The organism is Streptomyces cyaneus (assembly GCF_004028635.1).
Classification (GTDB): Bacteria; Actinomycetota; Actinomycetes; order Streptomycetales; family Streptomycetaceae; genus Streptomyces; species Streptomyces cyaneus.
The window spans coordinates 13,248-36,514 of record NZ_RQJW01000005.1 but is presented as its reverse complement, the minus strand read 5'-3'; the positions used below and the strand labels follow the sequence as shown (position 1 = coordinate 36,514).

Annotated in this window: 16 protein-coding genes; 8 read left to right on the top strand and 8 right to left on the bottom strand. The window is 71.1% G+C overall.

Features of this window, described 5'->3' with window-relative positions; all coding sequences use genetic code 11:
• Positions 1 to 109 precede the first annotated feature (109 nt).
• The 3 genes from EHO50_RS18685 to EHO50_RS18670 all read right to left on the bottom strand — a co-directional run bounded on the left by EHO50_RS18685 (position 110) and on the right by EHO50_RS18670 (position 4,702).
• The gene (locus tag EHO50_RS18685; protein WP_128431323.1) at positions 110 to 1,882 is read right to left on the bottom strand and encodes an LCP family protein; all 1,773 of its coding nucleotides are present in this window, start codon (positions 1,880 to 1,882) and stop codon (positions 110 to 112) included.
• Positions 1,883 to 2,108: 226 nt separating this feature from the next.
• The gene (locus EHO50_RS18680) at positions 2,109 to 3,251 is read right to left on the bottom strand and encodes an LCP family protein (RefSeq protein WP_128432434.1); all 1,143 of its coding nucleotides are present in this window, start codon (positions 3,249 to 3,251) and stop codon (positions 2,109 to 2,111) included.
• Between the two features lie 677 nt (positions 3,252 to 3,928).
• Positions 3,929 to 4,702, bottom strand: coding sequence for a TIGR03089 family protein (locus tag EHO50_RS18670; protein WP_128431321.1), 774 nt, complete (start codon positions 4,700 to 4,702; stop codon positions 3,929 to 3,931).
• Between the two features lie 141 nt (positions 4,703 to 4,843).
• Here EHO50_RS18670 and EHO50_RS18665 point away from each other — a divergent pair, with 141 nt between their 5' ends.
• Both EHO50_RS18665 and manB read left to right on the top strand, forming a co-directional pair.
• Entirely contained in the window at positions 4,844 to 6,340 is a 1,497-nt protein-coding gene (locus EHO50_RS18665; protein ID WP_128431320.1) for a peptidoglycan recognition protein family protein, read from the top strand.
• A 151-nt stretch (positions 6,341 to 6,491) separates the two neighbouring features.
• On the top strand, positions 6,492 to 7,574 hold the full coding sequence (manB, locus tag EHO50_RS18660) for a mannose-1-phosphate guanylyltransferase (RefSeq protein WP_128431319.1): 1,083 nt from the start codon (positions 6,492 to 6,494) through the stop codon (positions 7,572 to 7,574).
• A gap of 314 nt (positions 7,575 to 7,888) precedes the next feature.
• On the opposite strand, the gene EHO50_RS18655 is transcribed toward manB, so the two are convergent.
• From EHO50_RS18655 to EHO50_RS18640, 4 genes are all read right to left on the bottom strand, one after another.
• On the bottom strand, positions 7,889 to 8,890 hold the full coding sequence (locus EHO50_RS18655; protein WP_128431318.1) for a DNA-3-methyladenine glycosylase family protein: 1,002 nt from the start codon (positions 8,888 to 8,890) through the stop codon (positions 7,889 to 7,891).
• Between the two features lie 187 nt (positions 8,891 to 9,077).
• A complete protein-coding gene (locus EHO50_RS18650; RefSeq protein ID WP_128432431.1) occupies positions 9,078 to 10,379 on the bottom strand; it encodes a coenzyme F420-0:L-glutamate ligase in 1,302 nt (433 codons plus the stop codon).
• Between the two features lie 5 nt (positions 10,380 to 10,384).
• A complete protein-coding gene (gene cofD / locus EHO50_RS18645; protein WP_128431317.1) occupies positions 10,385 to 11,344 on the bottom strand; it encodes a 2-phospho-L-lactate transferase in 960 nt (319 codons plus the stop codon).
• Between the two features lie 34 nt (positions 11,345 to 11,378).
• Positions 11,379 to 11,885 carry a cysteine dioxygenase gene (locus EHO50_RS18640; protein WP_128431316.1) on the bottom strand — a complete coding sequence of 169 codons (507 nt, stop codon included), beginning with the start codon at positions 11,883 to 11,885 and terminating at the stop codon, positions 11,379 to 11,381.
• A 651-nt stretch (positions 11,886 to 12,536) separates the two neighbouring features.
• Here EHO50_RS18640 and EHO50_RS18630 point away from each other — a divergent pair.
• The 3 genes from EHO50_RS18630 to EHO50_RS18620 all read left to right on the top strand — a co-directional run bounded on the left by EHO50_RS18630 (position 12,537) and on the right by EHO50_RS18620 (position 18,317).
• Entirely contained in the window at positions 12,537 to 12,800 is a 264-nt protein-coding gene (locus EHO50_RS18630) for a WhiB family transcriptional regulator (protein WP_003975777.1), read from the top strand.
• A gap of 277 nt (positions 12,801 to 13,077) precedes the next feature.
• The gene (locus EHO50_RS18625) at positions 13,078 to 16,812 is read left to right on the top strand and encodes a glycosyltransferase (protein WP_128431314.1); all 3,735 of its coding nucleotides are present in this window, start codon (positions 13,078 to 13,080) and stop codon (positions 16,810 to 16,812) included.
• Positions 16,809 to 18,317 carry a DUF5719 family protein gene (locus tag EHO50_RS18620; protein WP_128431313.1) on the top strand — a complete coding sequence of 503 codons (1,509 nt, stop codon included), beginning with the start codon at positions 16,809 to 16,811 and terminating at the stop codon, positions 18,315 to 18,317. The genes EHO50_RS18625 and EHO50_RS18620 overlap by 4 nt, the downstream gene beginning before the upstream one ends.
• A gap of 355 nt (positions 18,318 to 18,672) precedes the next feature.
• On the opposite strand, the gene EHO50_RS18615 is transcribed toward EHO50_RS18620, so the two are convergent.
• On the bottom strand, positions 18,673 to 19,122 hold the full coding sequence (locus EHO50_RS18615; protein WP_079052001.1) for a metallopeptidase family protein: 450 nt from the start codon (positions 19,120 to 19,122) through the stop codon (positions 18,673 to 18,675).
• A gap of 343 nt (positions 19,123 to 19,465) precedes the next feature.
• On the opposite strand from EHO50_RS18615, the gene EHO50_RS18610 reads away from it, so the two are divergent.
• The 3 genes from EHO50_RS18610 to EHO50_RS18600 all read left to right on the top strand — a co-directional run bounded on the left by EHO50_RS18610 (position 19,466) and on the right by EHO50_RS18600 (position 23,090).
• Positions 19,466 to 19,843, top strand: coding sequence for a DUF3499 domain-containing protein (locus tag EHO50_RS18610; protein ID WP_030053098.1), 378 nt, complete (start codon positions 19,466 to 19,468; stop codon positions 19,841 to 19,843).
• Positions 19,844 to 19,995: 152 nt separating this feature from the next.
• Entirely contained in the window at positions 19,996 to 21,612 is a 1,617-nt protein-coding gene (locus EHO50_RS18605; RefSeq protein WP_128432429.1) for an L-lactate permease, read from the top strand.
• Positions 21,613 to 21,725: 113 nt separating this feature from the next.
• Complete coding sequence (locus tag EHO50_RS18600) at positions 21,726 to 23,090, top strand: phosphomannomutase/phosphoglucomutase (protein ID WP_128431312.1); 1,365 nt, start codon at positions 21,726 to 21,728, stop codon at positions 23,088 to 23,090.
• Positions 23,091 to 23,267: the final 177 nt, after the last annotated feature.

Below are 23,267 nucleotides of genomic sequence, written 5' to 3'. Positions count from 1 at the left end.
TGCGGCACAGTTGCGTTCCCGGCCGGAGTTTCAGAGCCGAATCCTGCGTACCGACAACGGGCCCGTCTTCAGCCCGAGTCGGCTGTGGGACGGACCCGTTGGGCCGGTACTACTTCGCGCACTCGACCTTGTCGGCGGTGGACTTCTCCACGTCGGGCGCCTTGGTCGGAGCCGTGAGGGACACGCCCGCACCCTTGAAGTCCTTGCCCAGCGTCAGTGTCATCGTGGGCAGGCCCTGGGAGTTGGTGACGCTCTTGCCGGGCTTCATCGCGGAGCCGGAGAGCCCCATGATGGCGGCGAGCCGGCGCGCCTGGTCCGCCTGGTCCGGCGCGTACTCGAGCGTCGTCTTCGCCAGCGTCGCCGGGGCGTTGCCCGCGTTCTCGGACTTGGTCACGCCCTCCTCGGTCTGCAGCCAGGTGAGCGTCGACGACGCGCTGCCGGCGACAGCACCGCCGTTGAGGATCCGCACCCGCACCTCGGAGGCGTCGGACTTGGTGCCCTTCAGCCGGGCGGCCACGGCGGCGGCTTCCTTCTTCTTCTGCTGCTTGACCTCGGTGAAGGAGACGTCGTTCTGGATCGCCTCGAAGACCTGGGGAGCCGTGGTCGGGTTGAGGACGACGGTCACCTTCACCTTCTCGGCCGGGTTGTCGATCACCGGAACCGTCGTGAAGGTGAGGTTCTTGGTGTTGAGCTTGCCCAGCTCCAGACCCAGGTCCTTCAGCTTGTCGATGCTGTCCAGCTGGGAGTCGACGGTCAGCGCCTTCGTGCCCGCCTCGGCCAGCTTGATCATCTTGGTCGGGCTGGTGAGCGTGTCGTTCGACTTCAGCTTCCGCATCAGCGCGCTGAGGAACTGCTGCTGCAGCCCGATCCGGCTCAGGTCACCACCCAAGCCGACGGAGTGGCGGGTGCGGACGAAGGCCAGCGCCTGCTCGCCCTCGATCACATGCTCGCCCTTGGTGAGGTTGAGGTGGGAGTCGGGGTCGTCGATGTCCTTGCCCAGGCACACCTCGACGCCGCCGACCGCCGTCGTCAGCGTCTTCACCGCGTTGAAGTCCGCCACCATGAAGTTGTCCGGCTTGATCCCGGTCAGCTCGGTGACCGTGCGCGCCGTGCAGCTGGGCGTACGGCCTTCCTGGCCGAGGCTCTTGTTGAAACGTTGGCCGGTCTCGCCCGGGATGACCTTCTGGGAGCCGTCTTCCTGCGTCGTCGGGCAGTCCGGGATGTCGACGATCAGGTCGCGCGGGATGCTGAGCGCGGTCGCGTTCGAGCGGTCCTTGGAGACGTGGAGCAGGATCGTGGTGTCGGCGTGCCCGGCGCTGCCCGAGTCGCCGTACTTGTCGTTGCCCGCGCCGGTGCGCTTGTCCGTGCCGATGAGCAGGATGTTGATGGCCTTGTCCTTGCTGAAGCCACCGGTGCTCGCGCCGTCGTCGGAGACGGACTGGATGTTGCTGTTGAGGTGCTCGATGTAGAGGTACGCGCCGGTCGCCGCGGCGACGACTACGAACGCCATGATTCCGCCGGTCCAGAGCACGGCCTTCTTCGCCTTGCTCTTCTTCTTCGCCGGCCGACGACCGCGCCGCCCCGGCGGCGGCTCCTCCGGGGCCCCCCGGCGCCGGCGTTGCGGCGGGACCTCACGCCCCGGCGCCGGCCGCGTCTCGGGTGCCACGGTCCCGTTGCGCACCGCGCCGCCCGCGCCGCCTGCCTTCGTGCCGGCGGCCCGTGAGGCGGCGCCCGCCCGTGAGGCGGCTCTGCGCGGTCCGGGAACCGACGACTGCGGAACGGAAGGGGTCAGTCGCAGTTCGTATTCACCGGTGCTCGGATTGAGTACCCACTGGTCTGCGGGGTCGATGTCGTCCGCCCGCCCACGGCCTTGCGCGTCCACGGTTGTCTGATTCCTCCGTCGGGGCCACGCGGCGCCTTCCCCCTCCAAGGCGCTCGGGTCTCTCGGTCAAACAGTGCGCAAGCCTAACTACGGCCGGGTGCACCGGATCGCTCACACTATCCGCCCAGTTCAGCGTCAAGCGACGACGGTGACAAATTCCACTTCCCTACAACTGGGCAATCCATCCCATTTCTTTGAACTGGGGTTCGCCGACTTGGTGAGCGTTTTACTTACAGGAGTTCTCGGCGGCGGTGTTACCGCGGAAGGTGGGTGCCGGGGGAGTGGGCCCTGTGTGCTCGTCGGGGCGCTGGGCGCCTGCCTTCCCATCGCCGGAATGGGAACTCCTGTGCGGAGATGTGTGCAGAGCTCCATGGGACGTTTCGGGCGAATTGGCTACTTCCACCGGGGCGTCGACACGCAGTCGCTCGAAGAGCCGATCGGCCTCGGGCTCCACGAGTTGGTCGCGGTTGGAGTTGTAGGTGTACGACTCCCGAGGAACGGTGAGGAATTGCACGCGTTCGGTGGGGATGTCGCGCACGCCGCGGACGAGTTCGTACAAACCGCGCAAGCTGGCCAGGGCCGGGTCGGTGGTGAGGGAGGACGTGGCGGCGTCCAGGACGGGGTAGAGCCTGACCGGATTCAGCAGTACGTCGTTGCTGCGCACCTTCTGGACGAGCGCGGCGAGAAATTGTTGCTGGCGTTCCATGCGATCGGTGTCGCTGCCGTCGCCGAGGGACTTGCGGGCGCGGACATAGCCGAGGGCCTGCTCGCCGTTGAGGGTCACCTTGCCGGCGGGGAGCCTGAGCTTGGCGGCCTTGTCGTTGATGGGCTCGGTGAGGCAGATCTCCACGCCGTCGAGGGCGTCGACCATCTCCTTGAAGCCGTGGAAGTCGACGACCACGTGGTGGTCCACTCGGATGTTCGTGAGCCGCTCCACGGTGCGGACGGTGCAGGCCGAGCCGCCGACCTGGAAGGCGTAGTTGAACATCGCGAACATGGGCTCGCTGCGGCGGCCGTCGGCGCGCCGGCAGCCGGGGACGTCCACCATCAGATCGCGGGGTATCGAGACGGCGGTGGCGCTGCGGCGCCCTGCGGACAGGTGCAGCAGGATCGTGGTGTCGGACCGCTCGGTCCCGGAGTCGCGGCCGTAGCGCCGGTTTCCCTCGCCCGCCCTCGAGTCCGACCCGATGAGCAGGATGTTCCGGGCGTCGCGTACGAGGGAGGTGGGGCGCTCCTTCTCGTACCGGGCGAGTTCGGCTGCGGCGGCCTCGTCGGGCGTGATGTTGGAGTCGAGCTTGGCGTAGACGGCCCACCCGGCTCCGCCGGCGGCGACGAGTACCAGCCCGATCCCCAGGGCCCCTCGCCGCATCCACCGCCGTACGGGCCCCCTCCTACGGGCCGACGCCCCCCGGCGCGCGCGTGCGGTGTCGGTCACGGCTGGGTCCACCCCTCATGGCGTCGTGCGTGTGGTGTGGGCTGCTGTTACGACCATGGCTTGGATGGGGGGTGGGGGGTGGGTGGTGGGGGGCCGAATGGGTGACGGTTGCCTCCGGCGGTGGGGCGGGGATGCCTGCGGCGGCCCGTTGCTGTTCGGTGGGGGTGCGCGTAGCGCCCAGGGTTCGGTGGGTGGGTCGGGGCCGCGCCGGGGGGTGTCCGTCCTCGGACCGGCGGTGCCCTTAATCCGAGAGGTCCCGCGTGTCGACGCCGGCCACTGCGGGCGGACACCCCCCGGCACGTCCCCTTCCCGCCGTGGGCGGGTGCGGGTCCGTGGGGGTGCGCCCGGAGGGGGGCCGCGCGGCGCTGACGGTCACTTCCCGGCCCAGGCAATTCAGCCCGTCCGGGGTTTGAGGACGAGACCGCGCCATCCCCAGCCCCCACCCACCCGACTGGGGGGCTTCGCTTCTCAACGCCGGTCCAGGCAATTCAGCCCGTCTGGGGGTGCCCCCTCTGGGGGAGTTTGAGGACGAGGCCCGTTCAGGGCCGAAGCGGGGGTCTGGGGGCCGCAGGCCCCCAGCAGGGCCCGCGTTGATGCCGGGGGCTGGGCAGCTACGGCGTGTGGTGGTCCGGCCTGGCTGACGCCGTCACCCGTTCGCTGTCGATGCGCTTGGCCAGGGCCTCCTCGTCCAGGGACTCGAGGTGGCGGCATAGAACCACCGAGCCGTCCGTTGCCAGCGCCGCGTACAGGCCGGCGTTGAGGCCGTCCCAGGTGTCGTAGGGGAGGGAGGAGAGGATGCGGGAACCCGGGCCCGTGAGGCCCAGCCCCGGCGCCTCGGCGCGGGCGCGTTCGACGACCTCGGCGCCGCTGAACTCTCGGCCGGCCACGATCAGGGCCGGGTCCTCGGGATCGACCGGCGCGTACGGGGCGAAACGGTCACCCTGGCTCGGTACTTCCACGGCGTAGTCGGCGAAGCCGGCCGGCGGCTGCGGGAAGCGGCCCCCCAGCGGCCGTAGCGCCAACGCGACACGTTCCCCTCGGCACGCCCGAGCGGCCTCCAGGGAATCCGGTCCGCTCACGACCACGTCGGCCGCCGCCGGATCCCCGCCCACATCCGCGATCGCGCCCACCGACGAACACGCCAGCAGCCAGACCGCCGTCTGCCAATGGGCGGGCAGCAGGAGCGTGACGCGGTCACCCGGCCCGGCCCCGAGGTCGCCCTGGAGGAGATTCGCGGTCTTGGCCACCCAATTGGCGAACGTGGCCACGGACAATTCGACGCGTTCCCCGGTGGCGTCGTCGTAGAAGGTCACCAGGGGGCGTCCGGGATCCGCGGCGAGCGCGGAACGCAGCAGGTCGGCAGGGGTGCGATCGGTGGCGTTCACCTGCGCAAGCGTACGCGGACAGGCAGGCGCACACCCCCCGTTGGGGGCACCCGGCCGCCACCGGTTCGGGCGAATCGGATACCGACACTCCGTCAACTTCCAGATGGACAGGTTTGTATGAATATGTCCAACATCGGGGGTATGCGTGGATTCCTTGCTTCCTCGATCGGTGTCACGTGCGCGGCCGCTCTATGCCTCCCGCTCACCCCACCCGCCGTCGCGTCGACCGCGAGACCGGCGCTCAGCGCGGAAGCGGCCACGCGCGGGGAGACGGTGGCCGGGCCGGCGGTGCGTCAGGGCGACGCCGAGTCGTACGTCCCCGGCAGCACCCAGTCGATGCCCCTCGCCCCACTCACCCCCCTCGCCCGTGACCGCGTCGTCGGCGCCCCCGCCGAAGAGGGCCTGTCCCCGAGAGACGTACGGCACTTCTCCCTCGTCGGCGTCGTCTGGGACGACCCGGACGCCGAACTGCACGGCCGCGTCCAGGTCCGCACCCGCGCCGTCGACACGGGCACCTGGTCCGGCTGGCAGGACGTGGAGACGCACAACGGCGAGCACGCGGCCGACCCCGGCAGCGTCGAACGCACCTCCGGCCGGGTACGCGGCTCCACGGCACCGTTGTGGGTCGGGGAGTCGGACGCGGTGGAGGTGCGGGTCACGGCGCAGGCCGTCGAGACCGGCGCCAAGGAGGGCGTACGGGGGCCGGGCAGTGGTGACCCGACCCCGCCGGCCGGCACCAGCGTCGTCTCTCCGCTCCCCGCCGGCCTCCGCCTCGAACTCGTCGACCCCGGCGAAGCCGCCCCCGCGCCGGACGACCCCGGCGCCCCCCGCCCCGGCTCCCTGCAGGCCGAGACCGCCGAAACCGCCGAGGCCCTCGGTGCCTCCGCCGCCGACACGGCCGCCTCCGCCGCCAACGCCGAACTCGCGCCCCTCGGTGTCTCCGAGATCCCCGCGCTCGGCCGCGCCGAGACCGAACGGGAGCTGCTGGCCCTGCGCGGTAACGAGTTGACGCAGGAGCAGAAGGCGAAGCCGTACATCGGGCCGCGGCCGCGCATCGTCACGCGGCGCGGCTGGGGCGCGAACGAGGGGTGGCGGGAGCGGCAGTTCGTCTACACGAAGAAGGTGAAGGCGGCCTTCGTGCACCACACGGCGACCGGCAGCAAGTACTGGTGCTCGCAGGTCCCCTCGCTCATTCGCGGTATCTACCGCTACCACGTCAAGAGCATGGGCTGGCGCGACATCGGCTACAACTTCCTCGTCGACAAGTGCGGAAACATCTACGAGGGACGCGCCGGGGGAATGGCGAAGCCGGTCCTGGGTGCCCACACTCTCGGTTTCAACACCAACAGCATGGGGATCGCCGTCCTCGGCAGCTACGGCTCCACCAAGCCGACCCGCGCCGCGGTGAAGGCCGTGGCCCGCCTCACGGCTTGGAAACTGGGCCTCTACGGGGCCAATCCGCGCGGAAAGACATACCTGAAGTCCGCCGGTGGCAATCTCTACCGAAAGGGAAAGAACGTACGACTGAATGTGATCTCCGGCCACCGGGACGGCTACTCCACGGAGTGCCCGGGACTCCAGCTCTACCGCAAGCTCGGCACGGCCCGCGCAACGGCTGCCCGCTACCAGGGCCGCTGAGCCGGGGGCGGAGTACCACGCTGCCGTCGAGGCCGCCGGGCAACGGACTGCGTACAACGGACTGCGTGCAACGGTCTGCATACAACGGTCTGCATACACTGGCCGGCCGAAAGACAGTACGGCCGGTCCCGGCAGGAAGCAGAGACGACAGGTGACAGAAGCGATCCTCCTGGTCGGCGGCAAGGGCACTCGGCTGCGTCCGCTCACCGTGCACACGCCGAAGCCCATGGTCCGGGCGGCCGGAGTCCCCTTCCTCACACACCAGTTGGCGAGAGCGAGAGCGGCGGGCGTCGAACACATCGTCCTGGCCACCTCCTACCTGGCCGAGGTCTTCGAGCCGTACTTCGGCGACGGCTCCGCACTCGGACTCCACCTGGAGTACGTGACGGAGGAGGAACCCCTCGGCACGGGCGGCGCGATCCGCAACGTGGCTTCCCGTCTCCACTCAGCGCCCGACGACCCCGTCCTCATCTTCAACGGCGACATCCTGACGGGCCTGGACATCAGGGCGCTGATCCGCACGCACGAGACGACGGGCGCGGACGTCTCCCTCCACCTCACCAAGGTGACGGACCCGAGGGCCTACGGCCTGGTCCCCACGGACGACACGGGCCGGGTGACGGCGTTCCTGGAGAAGCCCCAGACCCCCGAGGAGATCGTCACCGACCAGATCAACGCGGGGGCGTACGTCTTCCGCCGCTCGGTCATCGACACGATCCCGGCAGACCGCCCGGTCTCGGTCGAACGCGAAACCTTCCCGGACCTCCTCTCGGCCGGGGCCCACCTCCAGGGCATGGTCGACTCGACCTACTGGCTCGACCTGGGCACGCCGGCGGCCTTCGTCCGAGGCTCGGCGGACCTGGTCCTCGGCCGTGCCCCTTCCCCCGCGGTCCCCGGCCGCTGCGGCGACCGCCTGATCCTCCCCACGGCCAGGGTGGCCCCCGACGCCAAGCTGACCGGCGGCACGGTGGTGGGCGAGGGCGCCTTCGTGGCCGAGGGGGCGCGCGTCTTCGGCAGCACGATCCTCCCCGGCGCCGTCATCGAACCCGGCGCCATCATCACCGACTCCCTCATCGGCACCCGCGCCCGCGTAGGCGAACGCTCCGTCCTCACCGGCACGGTCATCGGCGACGGCGCGGTAATCGGCGCCGACAACGAGCTGAGGGAGGGCGCCCGGGTGTGGTGCGACGCCCGCATCCCAGCAGGAGCGCTCCGCTTCTCACCGGACCTGTAGCCCCCACCCCACCCCGGTGGGCCCAGGCATTTCAGCCCGTCCGGCGTTTGAGGACGAGCTCGTACCGTCCCTGGCCCCGCCCACCCGCCGGGGGCTGTGCCTCGCGGCGTCGACGGTCACGTCCCGGCGCCGGCCCAGGCACTTCAGCCCGTCCGGCGTTTGAGGACGAGGCCCGTTCAGGGCCGAAGCGGGGGTCTGGGGGCCGCAGGCCCCCAGGGAGCGGGGTCGAAGGGGCGGCAGCCCCTGGAGGACGGGACGGGTAGGGGCGGCGGGGGCGAAAACTCCGGCGGCAACCACAGCGCACAGGCCCCTCGTCACAACTGCCCGATATCCCCCCGATACATCCGCGGCGCCCGCCGAGCCGGAACCCGCCCACTCAGCAAAATCAACCGAGCCGCCCGATGCCGCTGCCCCGCATACGGCTCCAGCAACTCCAGCATCACGGAGTCATCCGCATCCCGATCCCCGGCAAGCGCCCACCCCACGATCCCCGGCAGATGCAGATCCCCCACAGTCACGGCATCCGCCGCCCCATGACTCCGCTGCACAACCTCCGCAGACGTCCACGGCCCGATCCCCGACACGACCTCCAACCGAGCCTGCGCCTCCGCCGGAGACATCCGCACAGCCTCCTCCAGCCGCGCAGCAACCCGTACCGCTCGCAAAATCGTGGACGCCCGCTTGTTGTCGACCCCGGCCCGATGCCACTCCCAGGACGGAATCAGCCGCCACGTCCCCGCATCCGGCATCACACACATCCGCCCCGGCGCGGGCCCCGGCGCAGGCTCCCCGTACTTCCGTACCAGCAACCGCCACGCCCGATACGCCTCATCGGTCGTGACCTTCTGCTCCAGAATCGACGGAATCAACGACTCCAGCACCAGCCCGGTCCGCGTCAACCGCAACCCCGGCCGCCGATGCCGAGCCACCGCCACCAGCCGATGCCGCGGCACGAAGGCGGACGGATCGTCGGCGGCCCCGAGCAACTCCGGCAACTGCTCCAGCAGCCACTCGGCCCCGGGCCCCCAGGCCTCGCCCCGCACTTCGGCACCCCGCACGGTGACCCGCAGCGTCCCGGCCCCGGCAGGCGTACGACAGGCCCGCCACACCGCCCCGTCCGGCATCGCCCGGAACGTCGGATCCCCCGGCCCACGCCTCAGCGGCCCCAGCACCAGCCCGAGATCGAGCGGCCCGTCCGGCACCACCGTCCGCACCTTCGCCGGCGCGACAGCCTGCCGCGGCACACCCGCAGGCACAGCGACATGCCCACCACGCACAGTCGTACGCGTGGGCCGCGGAGCGAAACGTCCTGCCACGAACAACGTCCTAGGGGTACGGAGGGGTCCTACGAGCATAGGTACCGGACGAGTCCTACGAACGCAGGAACCGGCGGATTCCTACGAGCGCAGGAACCGGACGAGCCCTACGAACGCAGGAACCAGCGGAGTCCTACGAGCCCTGTATCGAACCGTTCCTACGAGCCTATGCGCCGCGCGGCGCCCATCAGCGGACCTCGATGAAAGCCCCCGCATCCCGCTCCGGCCGCGCCCGCGGTTCCTCCGCCGGATGACCGACCGCCACCGCCCCCATCGGATCCCAGTCCTCCGGCAACCCGAGCACGTCCCGCACCACATCCCGGCAGAACATGGTCGAGGACACCCACGCCGACCCCAGCCGCTCCCCGGCCAGCGCGACCAGGAAGTTCTGCACCCCGGCACCGGTGGCGACGACGAACATCTCCCGCTCGGCCCCGTCCCGCCGCGCGTCGCCGTACGTGTGCGACCCGTCCATGACCAGGCAGGGCACCACCAGATACGGCGCGTTCCGCAGCACGTCCCCGCGTCGCACCCGCTTGGCGATGGACTCCTCGCTCTTGCCGTCCCGCCGCAGATCGGCGACCCACGCATCGCGCATCGCGTCGAGCAGCCGTGTCCGCGACTCCTCCGACTCCAGCAGCACGAACCGCCAGGGCGTCGTGTGATGCGGCGCCGGCGCCGTCACGGCCGCCGCGACCGCCCGTCGCACGGCTCCGGGGTCGACGGGCTCGTCAGTGAAGGCCCGTACGGTACGCCGCTGGGTGACCGCCTCCCGCACGGCCTCCGACGTCCCCAGCCGGAACATGTCGTCACGCGCGCCGCGCACCAGGGCCCGCGCCCCCTCCCCGTGGTCCTCGGCGACCGTGTGCGCCAGCCCGCGCACGACGGCGACGGGCAGCCCGGCGGCCTTGCCCTTCACCAGGTCACCGGCGGCGGCCAGTTCGTCCGCCGTCGCCACGACGGTCGCGCTGAGCGGATTGCCGTACGCGTCCGTGCCCCCGCGCAGATCGTCGAGCACCCGCACGCCCGCGGCGCCGATCGCCACGTCTGTGAGCCCGGCGCGCCAGGGCCGCCCGAAGGTGTCGGTGACGACGACCCCGACCTCGACGCCGAGGGCGTCCCGCAGCCCCTCCCGGATCGCCCGCGCGGACGCGTCCGGGTCCTCGGGCAGCAACAGCACGGTCCCGGCCGGGGTGTTGGAGGCGTCGACCCCGGCGGCGGCCATCACGAGCCCCTGCCGGTTCTCGACGATACGGAGGGCGCCGCGACGAGCCACGACCCGTACGGTCTCCGCATCGATCGCGGCCTCCCGGTCGATCGCCTCGACCATGCGCCCTTCCGCCTTGGACACGATCTTCGAGGTGACGAGGAGGACATCCCCGTCGACCAGCCCGGGTTCGGCGGCGGCGATCAGCTTCGCGAGGTCGTCGCCCTGCTGGATCTCGGGAATCCCGGAGACGGCCCAGACCCGGTAGCCGTCGGCAGCCATCTCGCTCAAGCCCCCCGCACCTCCTCCGCCAGGGCCAGGGCTTCCCTGGCCATCTGCGCGGTCGCGTCGGCGTCGGTCATCATCAGCGGTACGGCCCGGCAGCGGATACCGGCCGCCTCGACCCGCTCCACGGCACTCCCGTCGACGGTGTCGACGAGCCAGCCGTCCAGCAGTCCCGAGCCGTAGTGCTCGGCGACCGCCGCTGCCGTCGACTCCACGCCGACCGCCGCGAGCACCTTGTCGGCCATCCCGCGCACGGGCGCGTCCCCGACGATGGGGGACAGGCCCACCACCGGCACCCCGGCGTCGGCGATCGCCTCACGGATGCCGGGCACGGCGAGGATCGTGCCGACCGAGACGACCGGGTTGGACGGCGGGAAGAGGATGACGTCCGCCTCGGCGAGGGCCTCCAGGACGCCCGGCGCCGGCTTGGCCTGCTCCGCGCCGACCGGCACGATCGCCTCGGCCGGTACCGAGGCGCGCAGCCGCACCCAGTACTCCTGGAAGTGGACGGCCCTGCGTTCGCCGTCCACCTCGATCGCGACATGCGTCTCGACGCGGTCGTCGGTCATGGGGATGAGACGGACGCCCGGCTTCCAGCGGTCGCACAGCGCCTCGGTCACCGCGCTGAGCGGGTATCCGGCGCCGATCATCTGCGTCCGCACGATGTGCGTGGCGAAGTCCCGGTCGCCCAGCCCGAACCACTCCGGCCCCACGCCGTACGCCGCGAGCTCCTCCTTGAGATGGAACGTCTCGTCGGCCCGGCCCCAGCCCTGCTCCTCGTTGATGCCGCCGCCGAGCGTGTACATCACCGTGTCGAGGTCCGGGCAGACCTTCAGCCCGAAGAGGTGGATGTCGTCCCCGGTGTTGCCGATGACCGTGATGTCCGCGTCCGGCGCGGCCCGCTTCAGACCGCGCAGGAACCGGGCACCACCGATGCCGCCTGCCAGAACCACAATGCGCATGGGAGCAAGTCTTGCAGGCGGGTACGACAACGGGTCAGGCAGTCACCGGACTCGGCTCGATACGAGCCTCGCAGGCCGCCGGTGCGTGCATCGGCATCTCGGTCAGGCCCGGGTAGTACACGTGCAGGCTCACCGCCGGCTCCAGCGCGTCGTTCACGACCTCGTGCATGTAGCCCGGGGCGAACACGCGCTGCGCTCCCGCCTCCAACACGCGCGTACCGCGCTCCGTGCGCTCGGTCAGCGTGCCGTCGAGGACGGTCAGGACGCCGGAGGAGCGGCCGTGGTCGTGCAGTCCGCTGCCCTGTCCGGGCACCCAGGACAGCAGCCACACCTCGTAGCCGGGGCCGGTGCGCAGCCGGTGGTACCAGCGCGTGGTCGCGTCGTACCGGACGAGGTGCTCCCACTGGGCGCGGTCGGCGGCGATGGAGCGGGCCAGGCCGACGAACTCGGCGACGGTGGCCGGGTGCTCGCGCGGAGCCTGGAGGAGGTGCGGGACTTCGAGGATGTCGCCGGCGATCTGGAGGTCGCTGTCGCTGTTCATGGGGTGCGGTGGTTCCTCAGTGAAAGTGGTCAGAGGGAACGGAAGCCGAGTCGCGGCCGACTCGACCTACAGCTGGAGCAGGTGTGGCTCAACAGCTGGAACAGCAACAACAGCTACAGCGAACGTGGGCAGCACCGAGGGACCCGGCGGTGCGGGTCGAGGTGAGTGCCAAGTTCGCGAGCATGCCCACAAGGACAGCGGTTTGCACCTCCACTGTCAACTCGACGCCCGTTATGTGGGACATGTTTCACCTCATCCGGTTCATCTCTGTGGCGAAAGGTTTGTTCATGGGTTGACCGGGACACATGGCGCACATCCGGGCGCACGGCGCCGTTGTGATCCTGTGATTCGACTGTGATCCGGTTCGCTTCTGCGGGCGTGTGCAACGAGATCGAACTTCTGGGCGTCCTTTTCCGTACAAGCTCTGCGCGGGGCTGGATGCCCTCCTGGGTCTCGTCTGCTTGTCAAGGTTTAGGACGATTTGAACACTTTCCGCTAGGCCTTGGTTCCGCAGAGTGAATAAGGGGCTCAATAGCAGATCTCGGCTTGACTCGCCCGGAGCAGCACACTTGTAATTTCACTCGTGTCGTTCAGCCGAAATCGGTAACGGCTACATCACGGGGACGCGGAAAGAACAGACGAGGGGCGCACATGACCGAGCTGGTGCAGCAACTGCTGGTCGACGACGCGGACGAGGAACTCGGCTGGCAGGAGCGCGCGCTGTGCGCCCAGACCGACCCCGAGTCCTTCTTCCCCGAGAAGGGCGGCTCCACCCGCGAGGCCAAGAAGGTCTGCCTCGCCTGTGAGGTCCGCTCCGAGTGCCTCGAGTACGCCCTCGCCAACGACGAGCGCTTCGGAATCTGGGGCGGTCTGTCCGAACGTGAGCGCCGCCGGCTGAAAAAGGCGGCCGTCTGACCCGCCTCCCGGCCGCAACCGCGCGTACATCTGCCATACCCGCGCGTACACGGCCATATCCACGCGTAACTCCATGCGTGCACGCGCGTACACACGCGTACATACGTCTCGCACACGTCTCGCACACGTCTTGAACGGCCCGTCGCAGGTGGTTATCCACAGGCGGCGGGTCGCCGTCATGCCCAGCCGATAGTGTGGTCGCTCGTCCGAGACGCCCCGCTGCCCCCTCGGGGCACAGGCGTCCACCGCAGTCCACCGAACCGGGGCCCGTACCTCGATGTCCGTGCACAGCCACACGGCAGCCCATCAAGACGCCGCTGCCACACCTGAGTTCCCGCGTCATGTGGTGACCGCGGTGCTCGTCTCCCACGACGGCGCCCGCTGGCTGCCCGACGCGCTCGCCGGGCTGCTCGGCCAGGAGCGCCCCGTCCAGTTCGCCATGGCCGCCGACACCGGCAGCGCGGACCAGTCCGCGCAGCTGGTCACCGACGCCCTCGGCGACGACCGCGTACTGCACCTCGCCCGGCGCACCGGATTCGGCCAGGCCGTCGAGGAGGCCAACCGCACGGCCCCCGTCCTGACCCCGGACGAGCTCACCTATCTGAAGCGGCCGAGCGGCTGGGACCCCGTCACGCGCACGTGGCGCGACGACGCCTACGACATGCCCGAACTCCCCCACGGGGAGCCGGTGCAGTGGCTGTGGCTCCTGCACGACGACTGCGCCCCCGAACCCGACGCCCTGGCCCAGCTGCTGCGCGTCGTGGAGAACGAGTACGAGCTGGGCCGCGACGACGTCGCCGTCGTAGGCCCCAAGCTGCGCGGCTGGTACGACCGCCGGCAGCTCCTCGAGGTCGGCGTCACCATCGCCCACTCCGGCCGCCGCTGGACCGGCCTCGACCGCCGCGAACAGGACCAGGGCCAGCACGACCACGTCCGGCCCGTGCTGTCCGTGTCCACCGCCGGCATGCTCATCCGGCGCGACATCTTCGAACAGCTCGGCGGCTTCGACCGACGGCTGCCCCTGATGCGCGACGACGTCGACCTGTGCTGGCGCGCCACGGCCGCCGGCCACCGCGTCCTCGTCGCCCCCGAGGCAGTCGTACGACACGCCGAGGCGTCCTCCCGCGAGCGCCGCACCGTCGACTGCGTGGGCCGCACCGCCGCCTCCCCGCACAAGGTCGACAAGGCCGGCGCCGTCTACACCCTGCTCGTCAACAGCCGCACGGCAGTGCTGCCCTGGGTGCTGCTGCGCGTCGTGCTCGGCACCGTCCTGCGGACCCTGGCCTACCTCGTGGGCAAGGTCCCGGGCCAGGCCCTCGACGAGATCCGTGGACTCATGGGCACCCTGCTGCGCCCCGAGCGGATCATCGCCGGGCGGCGCAGGCGCGGAAATCCCGTCGTCGACAAGGGCGAGCTGCGGGCGCTGTTCCCGCCGCCCGGCGCGACCGTGCGGGCCACCGTCGAACAGGTCGCGAGCAGCCTCGTCGGCCGCTCCGACCCCGAAGTGGCCGCGGGCGCGGGACGGCACGGCGGCGCGATCGAGTCCGGGCCCGGCGGCGACGACGCGGACTTCCTCGAGATAGAACAGTTCGCCCGCCTCAAGCGCGTCGCCCGCAAGCCCGGCCCGGTGCTCTTCCTCGTCCTGCTGTTCGTCTCGCTGATCGCCTGCCGGGAACTGCTCGGCGGCGGCGCGCTCGCGGGTGGTGCGTTGCTGCCTGCTCCGGCCGACTCCGGTGAGCTGTGGTCGCATTACGTGGACGCCTGGCACCCGGTGGGCGTCGGCGGCACCCCGTCCGCGCCGCCGTACCTGGCGATCGTGGCGATGCTCGCCTCCACACTGCTGGGCTCGACCGGCCTCGCGGTCACGGTCCTGCTCGTCTGCTCGGTGCCGCTGGCCGGGCTCACCGCCTACTTCGCCTCCCGCCCGCTCGTCGAGTCGCGCCTCCTGCGCGCGTGGGCGGCCGTCGCCTACGCCTTCCTGCCCGCCGCCACCGGCGCCCTCGCCGGCGGCCGCATCGGCACCGCCGTCCTCGCCGTCCTGCTGCCGCTCATCGCGCGCGCGGGCATCGCCGCCAGCGGCCTGGCGAACAGCTCCGGCGCGCGCGGCAGTTGGCGCGCGACCTGGGCGTACGCGCTGCTGCTGACGATCACCACGGCCTTCACGCCGATCGTGTGGCCGATCGCGCTGGTCCTCGGACTCGGGCTGCTCGCGGTGCGGCGCGCCGACATCACCGCCTACGGCCTGCGCTTCCTGGCCCAGTTCGGCGTGCCCCTGCTGGTCCTCGCGCCCTGGTCGCTGTCGCTGCTTCCGTTCGGCTTCTTCCAGGAAGCCGGTCTCAAGTACGGCACCTCGGCCGCGTCCGGCCTGGACCTGCTCGGTGCCAGCCCCGGCGGGCCCGGCACCGTCAGCGGCCTGATGCTCATCGGCGTCGTGCTGGCCGCGCTGGCCGCCCTGATGCGCTCCGAGCGCCAGTTCGGAATCTGGACGGCGTGGGCGGTCGCCCTGGTGGGCCTCGTCTTCGCGGCCCTGTCCAACAGCTCCACCTGGTCCGGTCCCGCGACCCTCGTCTACGGCATCGCCCTCCTGGCCGCCGCCCTCCTCGGCGCCGACGGGGCACGCTCGCGGGTGGCCGAGCAGAGCTTCGGCTGGCGCCAGCCGGTCGCCGCGCTGATCGCCTTCGCCGCGGCTGCCGGCCCGCTGCTCGTCGCGGCCGGCTGGATGATCCGCGGCGCCGACGGGCCGCTGGAGCGGCGTGACCCCGTGCAGGTGCCCGCGTTCGTCGCCGAGGAGAGCAACACCCGCGACCAGGCCCGCACCCTCGTCCTCGACAGCGACTCCCCGGCCCACGTCGGCTACGTGCTCGTCCGTGGCTCCGGCGCCCGCCTCGGCGACGCCGAACTCGCCGCCGAGGACGGGGAGAACGCCGCGCTCGACAAGATCGTCGCCAACCTTGTCGCCGGCTCCGGCGCCGACCAGGCCGACCAGCTGGGCGCGTTCGCGGTGCGTTACGTCCTCGTCCACAAGGGCGCGCCCCGCGAGGTCGCGCGCGTGCTGGACGCCACGCCCGGGCTGTCGCGGCTGAGCGAGCAGAACGGCAGCGCGTTGTGGCGGGTCGACCGGCAGGTGTCGCGGGCGGCCGTCGTCGCCGGCACCGGGACCGGGTCGGGGTCTGCATCCGGCGCTGGGTCCAGTGCCGCTGAGCCTCAGCCCGTCGCCGCAGGGCCCGTCGAGATCCACACCACGATTCCGAGTGGCTCCGAAGGGCGTGTCCTGCGCCTCGCCGACAGCGCCGACGACGGCTGGACCGCCACCCTGGACGGCAAGCCGCTCACCGCGACCACCGTCGACGGCTGGGCCCAGGGCTTCGAGCTCCCGGCAGCCGGCGGCAGGCTGGACGTCACCTACGACGACCCGATCGGCCACACCGCCTGGCTGTGGACCCAGGGCTTCCTCGCCCTCGTCCTCGTCGTGATGGCCCTTCCCGGACGACGCCGCGACGTCGACGACGACCTGCCCGAGGAGCCGGCCGTCCCGGCCGAGGCCATGGTCGGCGAGGGCCGGCGGGCCCGTCGGCTGCGGGCCCAGGCCGAGGCCGAAGAGGCCGAGCAGGGCGGCGAGTTCCCGGCTCCTCCCACGGAGCCACCGGCTGCGGCGATTCCGCAGCAGCAGCCCTATGGCATGGGGGTCCCCCCGGGCGAGGATGTTCGAGCCTGGGGGAGGGACACGCCCACTTACGCGGGCGCCGAGTACGGCGGCTACGGCGGTGAGCAGTACGAGGGCGCACAGCAGTACCCGGCGGGCGGCGCCTACGACCAGACGTATCAGGCGGATCCGTATCAGGGCGGCCAGTACGACCCGTACGCGTACGGCGGACAGTCCTCGACGGGGTCGTACGAGGGGACCTACGACGCGTCGTACGACCAGACGTACCAGCAGGGCTACGACGCCACGTACGACCCGGCGCAGCCGCATCCGAACGGCAGTGAGCGTTCCGACGGGAGCCAGCAGTGAACCGCACCACCCTGTCCCTGATCGTCGGCGCCACCGCCCTCGCCGCCATCACCGGGATCGCGACGCTCACCACGCCGGACGCGTCCGGCACGAACACCGCCGAGGCGGCCGCCGAACTGCCCGTGGAGCGTACGAGCCTGGTGTGTCCGGCGCCGAGCATCTCGGACCTCGCCGAGACGACGTACACGTCGTTCACGCCCGTCACGAAGGGGGCGGGGAGCGGCGGGAAGGCGGCACTGCAGTCCGCGGCGCAGGAGTCGGGTGCCGGAGCGGACGCCAAGGGCAAGAAGGCCGGTGAGGCCGGTAAGGCCGACAAGCCCGTCCTGGAGGCCAAGGAGCCGGGTACGCCGGTCACCGGGGACGCGTCCGGAGGTGACTCGCCGGCGCTCATCGGGACCGCCGACGGGAAGTTCGCGCCCGGCTGGACCGTGCAGGAGACGACCGAGGTCGCCGTGGGCACGGGGCGTGGCCTGCAGGGCGTCAACTGCACCGCGCCGGACACCGAGTTCTGGTTCCCGGGCGCCAGCACGGCTGCCGACCGCACGGACTACGTCCATCTGACCAACCCCGACGACTCCGCCGCCGTCGTCGACATCGAGCTGTACGGCAAGGACGGTGCCCTCGAGACCACGGTGGGGGAGGGGATCACGGTTCAGCCGCACTCCGGTGAGTCGATCCTGCTGTCCACGCTCACCGGTGAGAAGCAGACCAACGTGACCGTGCACGTGAGCGTGCGCAGTGGCCGGGTGGGTGCGGCGGTGCAGGCGCTGGACGACAAGCTCGGTGGGGACTGGCTGGCCGCGTCCGCCGATCCTGCGGGGAGCCTGGTTCTGCCCGGCATCCCGAAGGACGCCAAGGCCGTGCGACTGGTCGCCTTCACGCCGGGGGACGCGGATGCGGACCTCAAGGTGCGGCTTGCCTCGCCGTCCGGGGCGATCACGCCTGCCGGGAACGAGACGTTGCACGTCAAGGCGGGCATGACGAGTTCGGTGGACCTCGGGGACGTCATGCGCGGCGAGGCGGGATCGCTGGTGCTGACGCCCACGGACCGGTCCGTGCCGGTGGTTGCAGCGGTGCGGGTGGTTCGTGGTACCGGCGCCAAGCAGGAGACGGCGTTCATTCCGGCGACCCGACCGGTGGGCACGCGCGCGACGGCGGTGGACAACCGGGCCAAGGGCACGACGTTGTCTCTGACCGCTCCCTTCGGCTCGGCGGAGGTCAAGGTGACGGCGTCCGCGGGGAGCGAGGGTGGCACGGCGGCCTCCAAGACGTACACGATCAAGTCCGGGACGACACAGGACGTCGAGATCCCTGTGCCGAGCGGCCTGAAGGGCACGTACGCGCTGACGGTGGAGTCGGTGTCGGGTGGGCCGGTGTACGGCGCTCGGACGCTGGCCGTGACGGAGGAAGGGGTGTCCGGCTTCACTGTGCAGACGCTGCCGGACGATCGGGGGATGGTGGCTGTGCCGGAGGCGGACGAGGACTTGTCGGTACTGCAGAAGTAGGGCGGGGGATGCCTGCGGCGGCCCGTTGGCGTTCGGTGGGGGTGCGCGTAGCGCCTGCGGGTGCGTTGTGGGTCGGGGCCGTGCCGGGGGGTCCGTCCTCGGACCGGCGGTCGCCTTAGGCCGAGAGGTGCTGCGTGTTGACGCCGGCCACTGCGGGCGGACACCCCCCGCACGTCCCCTTCCCGCCGTACGCGACTGCGGGCCCGCGGGGCCACCGGCCCATTCCTGCGTTCGCCCCTGCTGTGCGCACCCGGCCGCGGCGCGCAGCTCGTCCGCCCCAGCCGCGGGCAGTCGTGCCGCTGGGGCGGCACGGGTGGGCGCGGGCGGCACGCGTGACTTGGCCCAGCCGACGCAGTTAGTCCTCGCCGTAGCGGGGGTCCACCGTCTCCGGTGTCAGGCCCAGTAGCTCGGCCACCTGTTCTACGACCACCTCGTGGACCAGGGCTGCTCGTTCGTCTCGGCCCTTGGTGCGGATCTCCACCGGGCGGCGATAGATGACCACGCGCGCGGGGCGGCCCTCACGGGCGGGGATCGTGCCGCCGAGGGGGACCGCTTCGTCGTTCCAGGTGCGGCCGGGGCCGTCCAGGCGGGGGACCTCGAGGACCAGGAAATCGATGTCGGCCAGTTGGGGCCAGCGGCGTTCGAGGCGTTCCACGGAGTCCTGCACCAGGTCGGCGAAGGCGTCGGCCCGGCTGGCGGCGAGCGGGACCTGGGGCGGTGCGATCGGGCCGCGCATGCCTCGCCCGTGGCGATCACGGCGGCGGGGCCCGGGGCCGGCGGCACGGGGCGGTACGGGGGCGTCCATCACTGATGAAGCGTAGTCCTCGGGACCGGTGCGTGTCCGATCACGGTGGGGTGATCGAGGTGTGCATCCACTCGCCGTACGGCATGTCGGCAGATGACCATTCCAGCCAAGGTTGGGCTCGATTCCGTATCTCTCCGAGACCGGTGGGGTCGAGGTGTTTGATGTGGTTTGTGGTAAGTGGTACCCGGTCTCGGGGGTGTTCGGGATCTCGGAAGAACGCTTCCGTGCAGGTCAGTGGCGTGGGGCGTAAGGGGCGTGTGGGGTGTTTCACAGCACGACACGGTGGGGTGACCTGGGGGAGAGTCGTCGCGGCCCGCTCAAGAGTGCGGTACCGTCCAACGTCGTGAGCCCTGTACGTCGCTGTTCGCGCACCGCTTGCGGCCGTCCCGCCGTCGCGACGCTGACGTACGTCTACGCCGACTCGACCGCGGTCCTCGGCCCGCTCGCCACCTACGCCGAACCCCACTGCTACGACCTGTGCGCCGAGCATTCCGAGCGCCTCACCGCCCCCCGTGGGTGGGAGGTCGTGCGGTTGCTGGACGGCTCGGCTCCGGCCCGTCCCAGCGGTGACGACCTGGAAGCGCTTGCCAACGCTGTGCGTGAGGCGGCCCGTCCGCAGGAGCGCGCGGCCCAGGCCGGTGGAGGCGGGGGGCGTGGCGCCGATCCGATGGAGGTCGCGCGGCGAGGGCACCTGCGAGTGCTGCGGTCGCCCGACAACTGACGGTCGGTTTTCTCCGCCTGTGCGGGTGTTTCCCGTGTGCTTGTTTCGTTGAGTGATGCACAGGCATTGACGTGTCATTGGCGCGGACACGACCATTCCGTATGCCGGAACGAGAAATCGCTTTCCGCATGGCGGAATCCGGGGAGGCGCCCGTGTACGTCCAGGAACTGGAACCCGTCGCCGACTCGCTCGGCCTGTCCGCATCAGTGGCGGCGCTGCCGCTCGTGATCGTGCTCGTCCTGCTGGGTGGGGTCCGGCTCAAGGCGCACTTGGCGGGGCTCACGGGGCTTGTGGCGGCCGTACTGGTCGCCTGGCTCGCGTACGGCATGCCGCTCGGTCAGACGCTCTCCAGCGCCGCCCAGGGGGCCGTCTTCGGGCTCTTCCCCATCCTGTGGATCGTCGTCAACGCCCTGTGGGTGTACCGGATGACCGTCCGGACGCGTCATTTCGACATCCTGCGGCGGTCGTTCGGGCGGCTGTCCGACGATCCGCGGATCCAGGCGCTCGTCGTCGCATTCTGCTTCGGAGCCCTGCTTGAGGCCCTTGCCGGGTTCGGGGCGCCAGTCGCGATCTGCTCGGTCATGCTGGTGGCGCTCGGGTTCGAGCCGGTGCGGGCGGCGGTCGTCGCGCTGGTCGCCAACACCGCGCCCGTGGCCTTCGGCGCGATGGGGACGCCGGTGGTGACGCTGGCTCAGGTCACCGGGCTGCCACTGGATGATGTGGCCTCCGTGGTGGGGCGCCAGACGCCTTTGCTGGCCCTGGTCGTGCCGCTCGTGCTGGTCGGGCTCGTGGACGGGCGGCGCGGGCTTCGGGAGACGTGGATCCCCGCTGTCGTGTGCGGAATCGCCTTCGCCGTCGCCCAGTTCGCCGCCTCGAACTACGTCTCCGCGCAACTCGCCGACATCGGCGCCGCCTTGGCCGGCGCGGGCGCCCTGGTTGCCGTACCGCACGCGCGCGTGCCCGCCACCGAGGCCGTACGCGCGTCCGTGCTGACCGGGGCGCGGAGCGAGGAGCTGGACGAGGACGACCCGCCGCGAGAAGTCGTACGGGCCTATGCGCCGTACGCGTTGATCGTCGTGATCTTCTCCATCGCGCAGATCCCGGTGGTCAAGGACTGGCTGGCCGAGGCGACCCAGATGTACGACTGGCCCTTCCTGAACGTCGTGAACCCGGACGGGGAGCCGGTCGGCGGCAATGTCTTCAGCTGGCCGATCGTGTCCACCGGCGGCACGCTCGTGCTGCTCGCCGGGGTGTGCACGGCGGTCGTCCTCGGCGTGCACGCGCGCGTGGCGGTCAAGGAGTGGGCCGCGACCGTGCACGAGTTGAGGTTCGCCATCCTGACCGTGACGTCCGTACTGGCACTCGCGTACGTCATGAACCTCTCCGGACAGGCCGCCACCATCGGCTACTTCGTGGCGGCGGCCGGCGCCGGACTCGCCTTCCTGTCGCCGGTTCTGGGCTGGTTCGGAGTCGCCGTGTCCGGGTCGGACACCTCGGCCAACGCGCTGTTCGGCGCGTTGCAGGTGACGGCGGCCCGGGAGTCGGGGTTGTCGCCGGAACTCCTGGCGGCCGCCAACAGTTCAGGTGGTGTGCTCGGCAAGATGATCTCGCCGCAGAACCTCACCATCGCGTGCGCGGCCGTAGGCCTCGCGGGCCGGGAGGGGGACTTGCTGCGGCGGGTACTGCCGTGGAGTGTGGGCCTGCTGCTGGTGATGTGTCTGATCGTGGTCGGACAGAGTTCACCGGTGCTGGGCTGGATGCTGCCCTGACGTCGGCGCTGACCTGAGGTTACGGCTCGGAGTCCACTCGGTGGGCACACAGCGCACTGTCAGTGAGGGCGGGTAGTTTGGGGTGACCGACAGGACTTTCAGGAGGGTTGGCCGTGGCTGCTGATCTGTCACAGCTCGTGAAGGCGTACGACGTCCGCGGGGTCGTCCCGGACCAGTGGGACGAGCCGCTGGCCGAGCTCTTCGGGGCCGCCTTCGTCCAGGTGACCGGCGCGAGCGCGATCGTGATCGGGCACGACATGCGGCCCTCGTCCCCCGGCCTGTCCCGTGCCTTCGCACGCGGAGCGGCGGCCCAGGGGGTCGACGTCACCGAGATCGGCCTGTGCTCCACCGACCAGCTGTACTACGCCTCGGGCGCGCTGAACCTGCCGGGCGCGATGTTCACGGCCTCGCACAACCCGGCCCAGTACAACGGCATCAAGATGTGCCGCGCGGGCGCGGCCCCGGTCGGCCAGGACACCGGCCTCGCCGAGATCCGCGAACTGGTCGAGGGCTGGACCGACTCGGGCGCCCCGGCACCGGCCGCGCAGACCGGCACGATCACGCAGCGGGACACGTTGGAGGACTACGCGGCCCACCTCCGCTCCCTCGTCGACCTGACCTCCATCCGCCCCCTGAAGGTCGTCGTCGACGCGGGCAACGGCATGGGTGGCCACACGGTCCCCACGGTCTTCGAGGGCCTGCCCCTCACCCTCGTCCCGATGTACTTCGAGCTGGACGGCACGTTCCCGAACCACGAGGCGAACCCGCTGGACCCGGCGAACATCGTCGACCTCCAGAAGCGAGTCCGCGAAGAGTCCGCCGACCTCGGCATCGCCTTCGACGGCGACGCCGACCGCTGCTTCGTCGTCGACGAGCACGGCGCCCCGGTCTCCCCCTCCGCCGTCACGGCCCTGGTGGCCTCGCGCGAGCTCGCCAAGCACGGCGGCAAGGGCACGATCATCCACAACCTGATCACGTCCTGGTCGGTCCCCGAGGTGGTGAGGGAGAACGGCGGGACCCCGGTCCGCACCCGCGTCGGCCACTCCTTCATCAAGGCCGAGATGGCAAAGACCGGCGCCATCTTCGGCGGCGAGCACTCCGCCCACTACTACTTCAAGGACTTCTGGAACGCCGACACGGGCATGCTGGCCGCCCTCCACGTCCTTGCGGCCCTGGGCGGCCAGGACGGCCCCCTCTCCGGCCTGGTAGCCCAGTACGACCGCTACACCGGCTCCGGCGAGATCAACTCCACGGTCGCCGACCAGACGGGCCGCCTGGCAGCCATCAAAGCTGCCTACGAGGGCCAAGAGGACGTAGAACTGGACGAACTCGACGGCCTGACGGTGACGGCCGCCGACTGGTGGTTCAACGTCCGCCCGTCCAACACGGAACCCCTACTGCGCCTGAACGCGGAGGCAAGGGACGAGGCGACGATGGCGAAGGTACGGGACGCGGCGCTGGCGATCATCAGGGGCTGAGGGCTGAGGGCTGAGGGCTGAGGGCTTCGCTCCTCACACGCCGGCCCGCATGCCTCGGCCCGTCCGCCGTTCGAGGACGAGACGCATCATCCCCAGCCCCCACCCACCCGGCTGGGGGCTCTGCCTCGCGGCGCTGACAGCAACTTCCCAGCGCTGGCCAGCATCATCCAGCCCGTC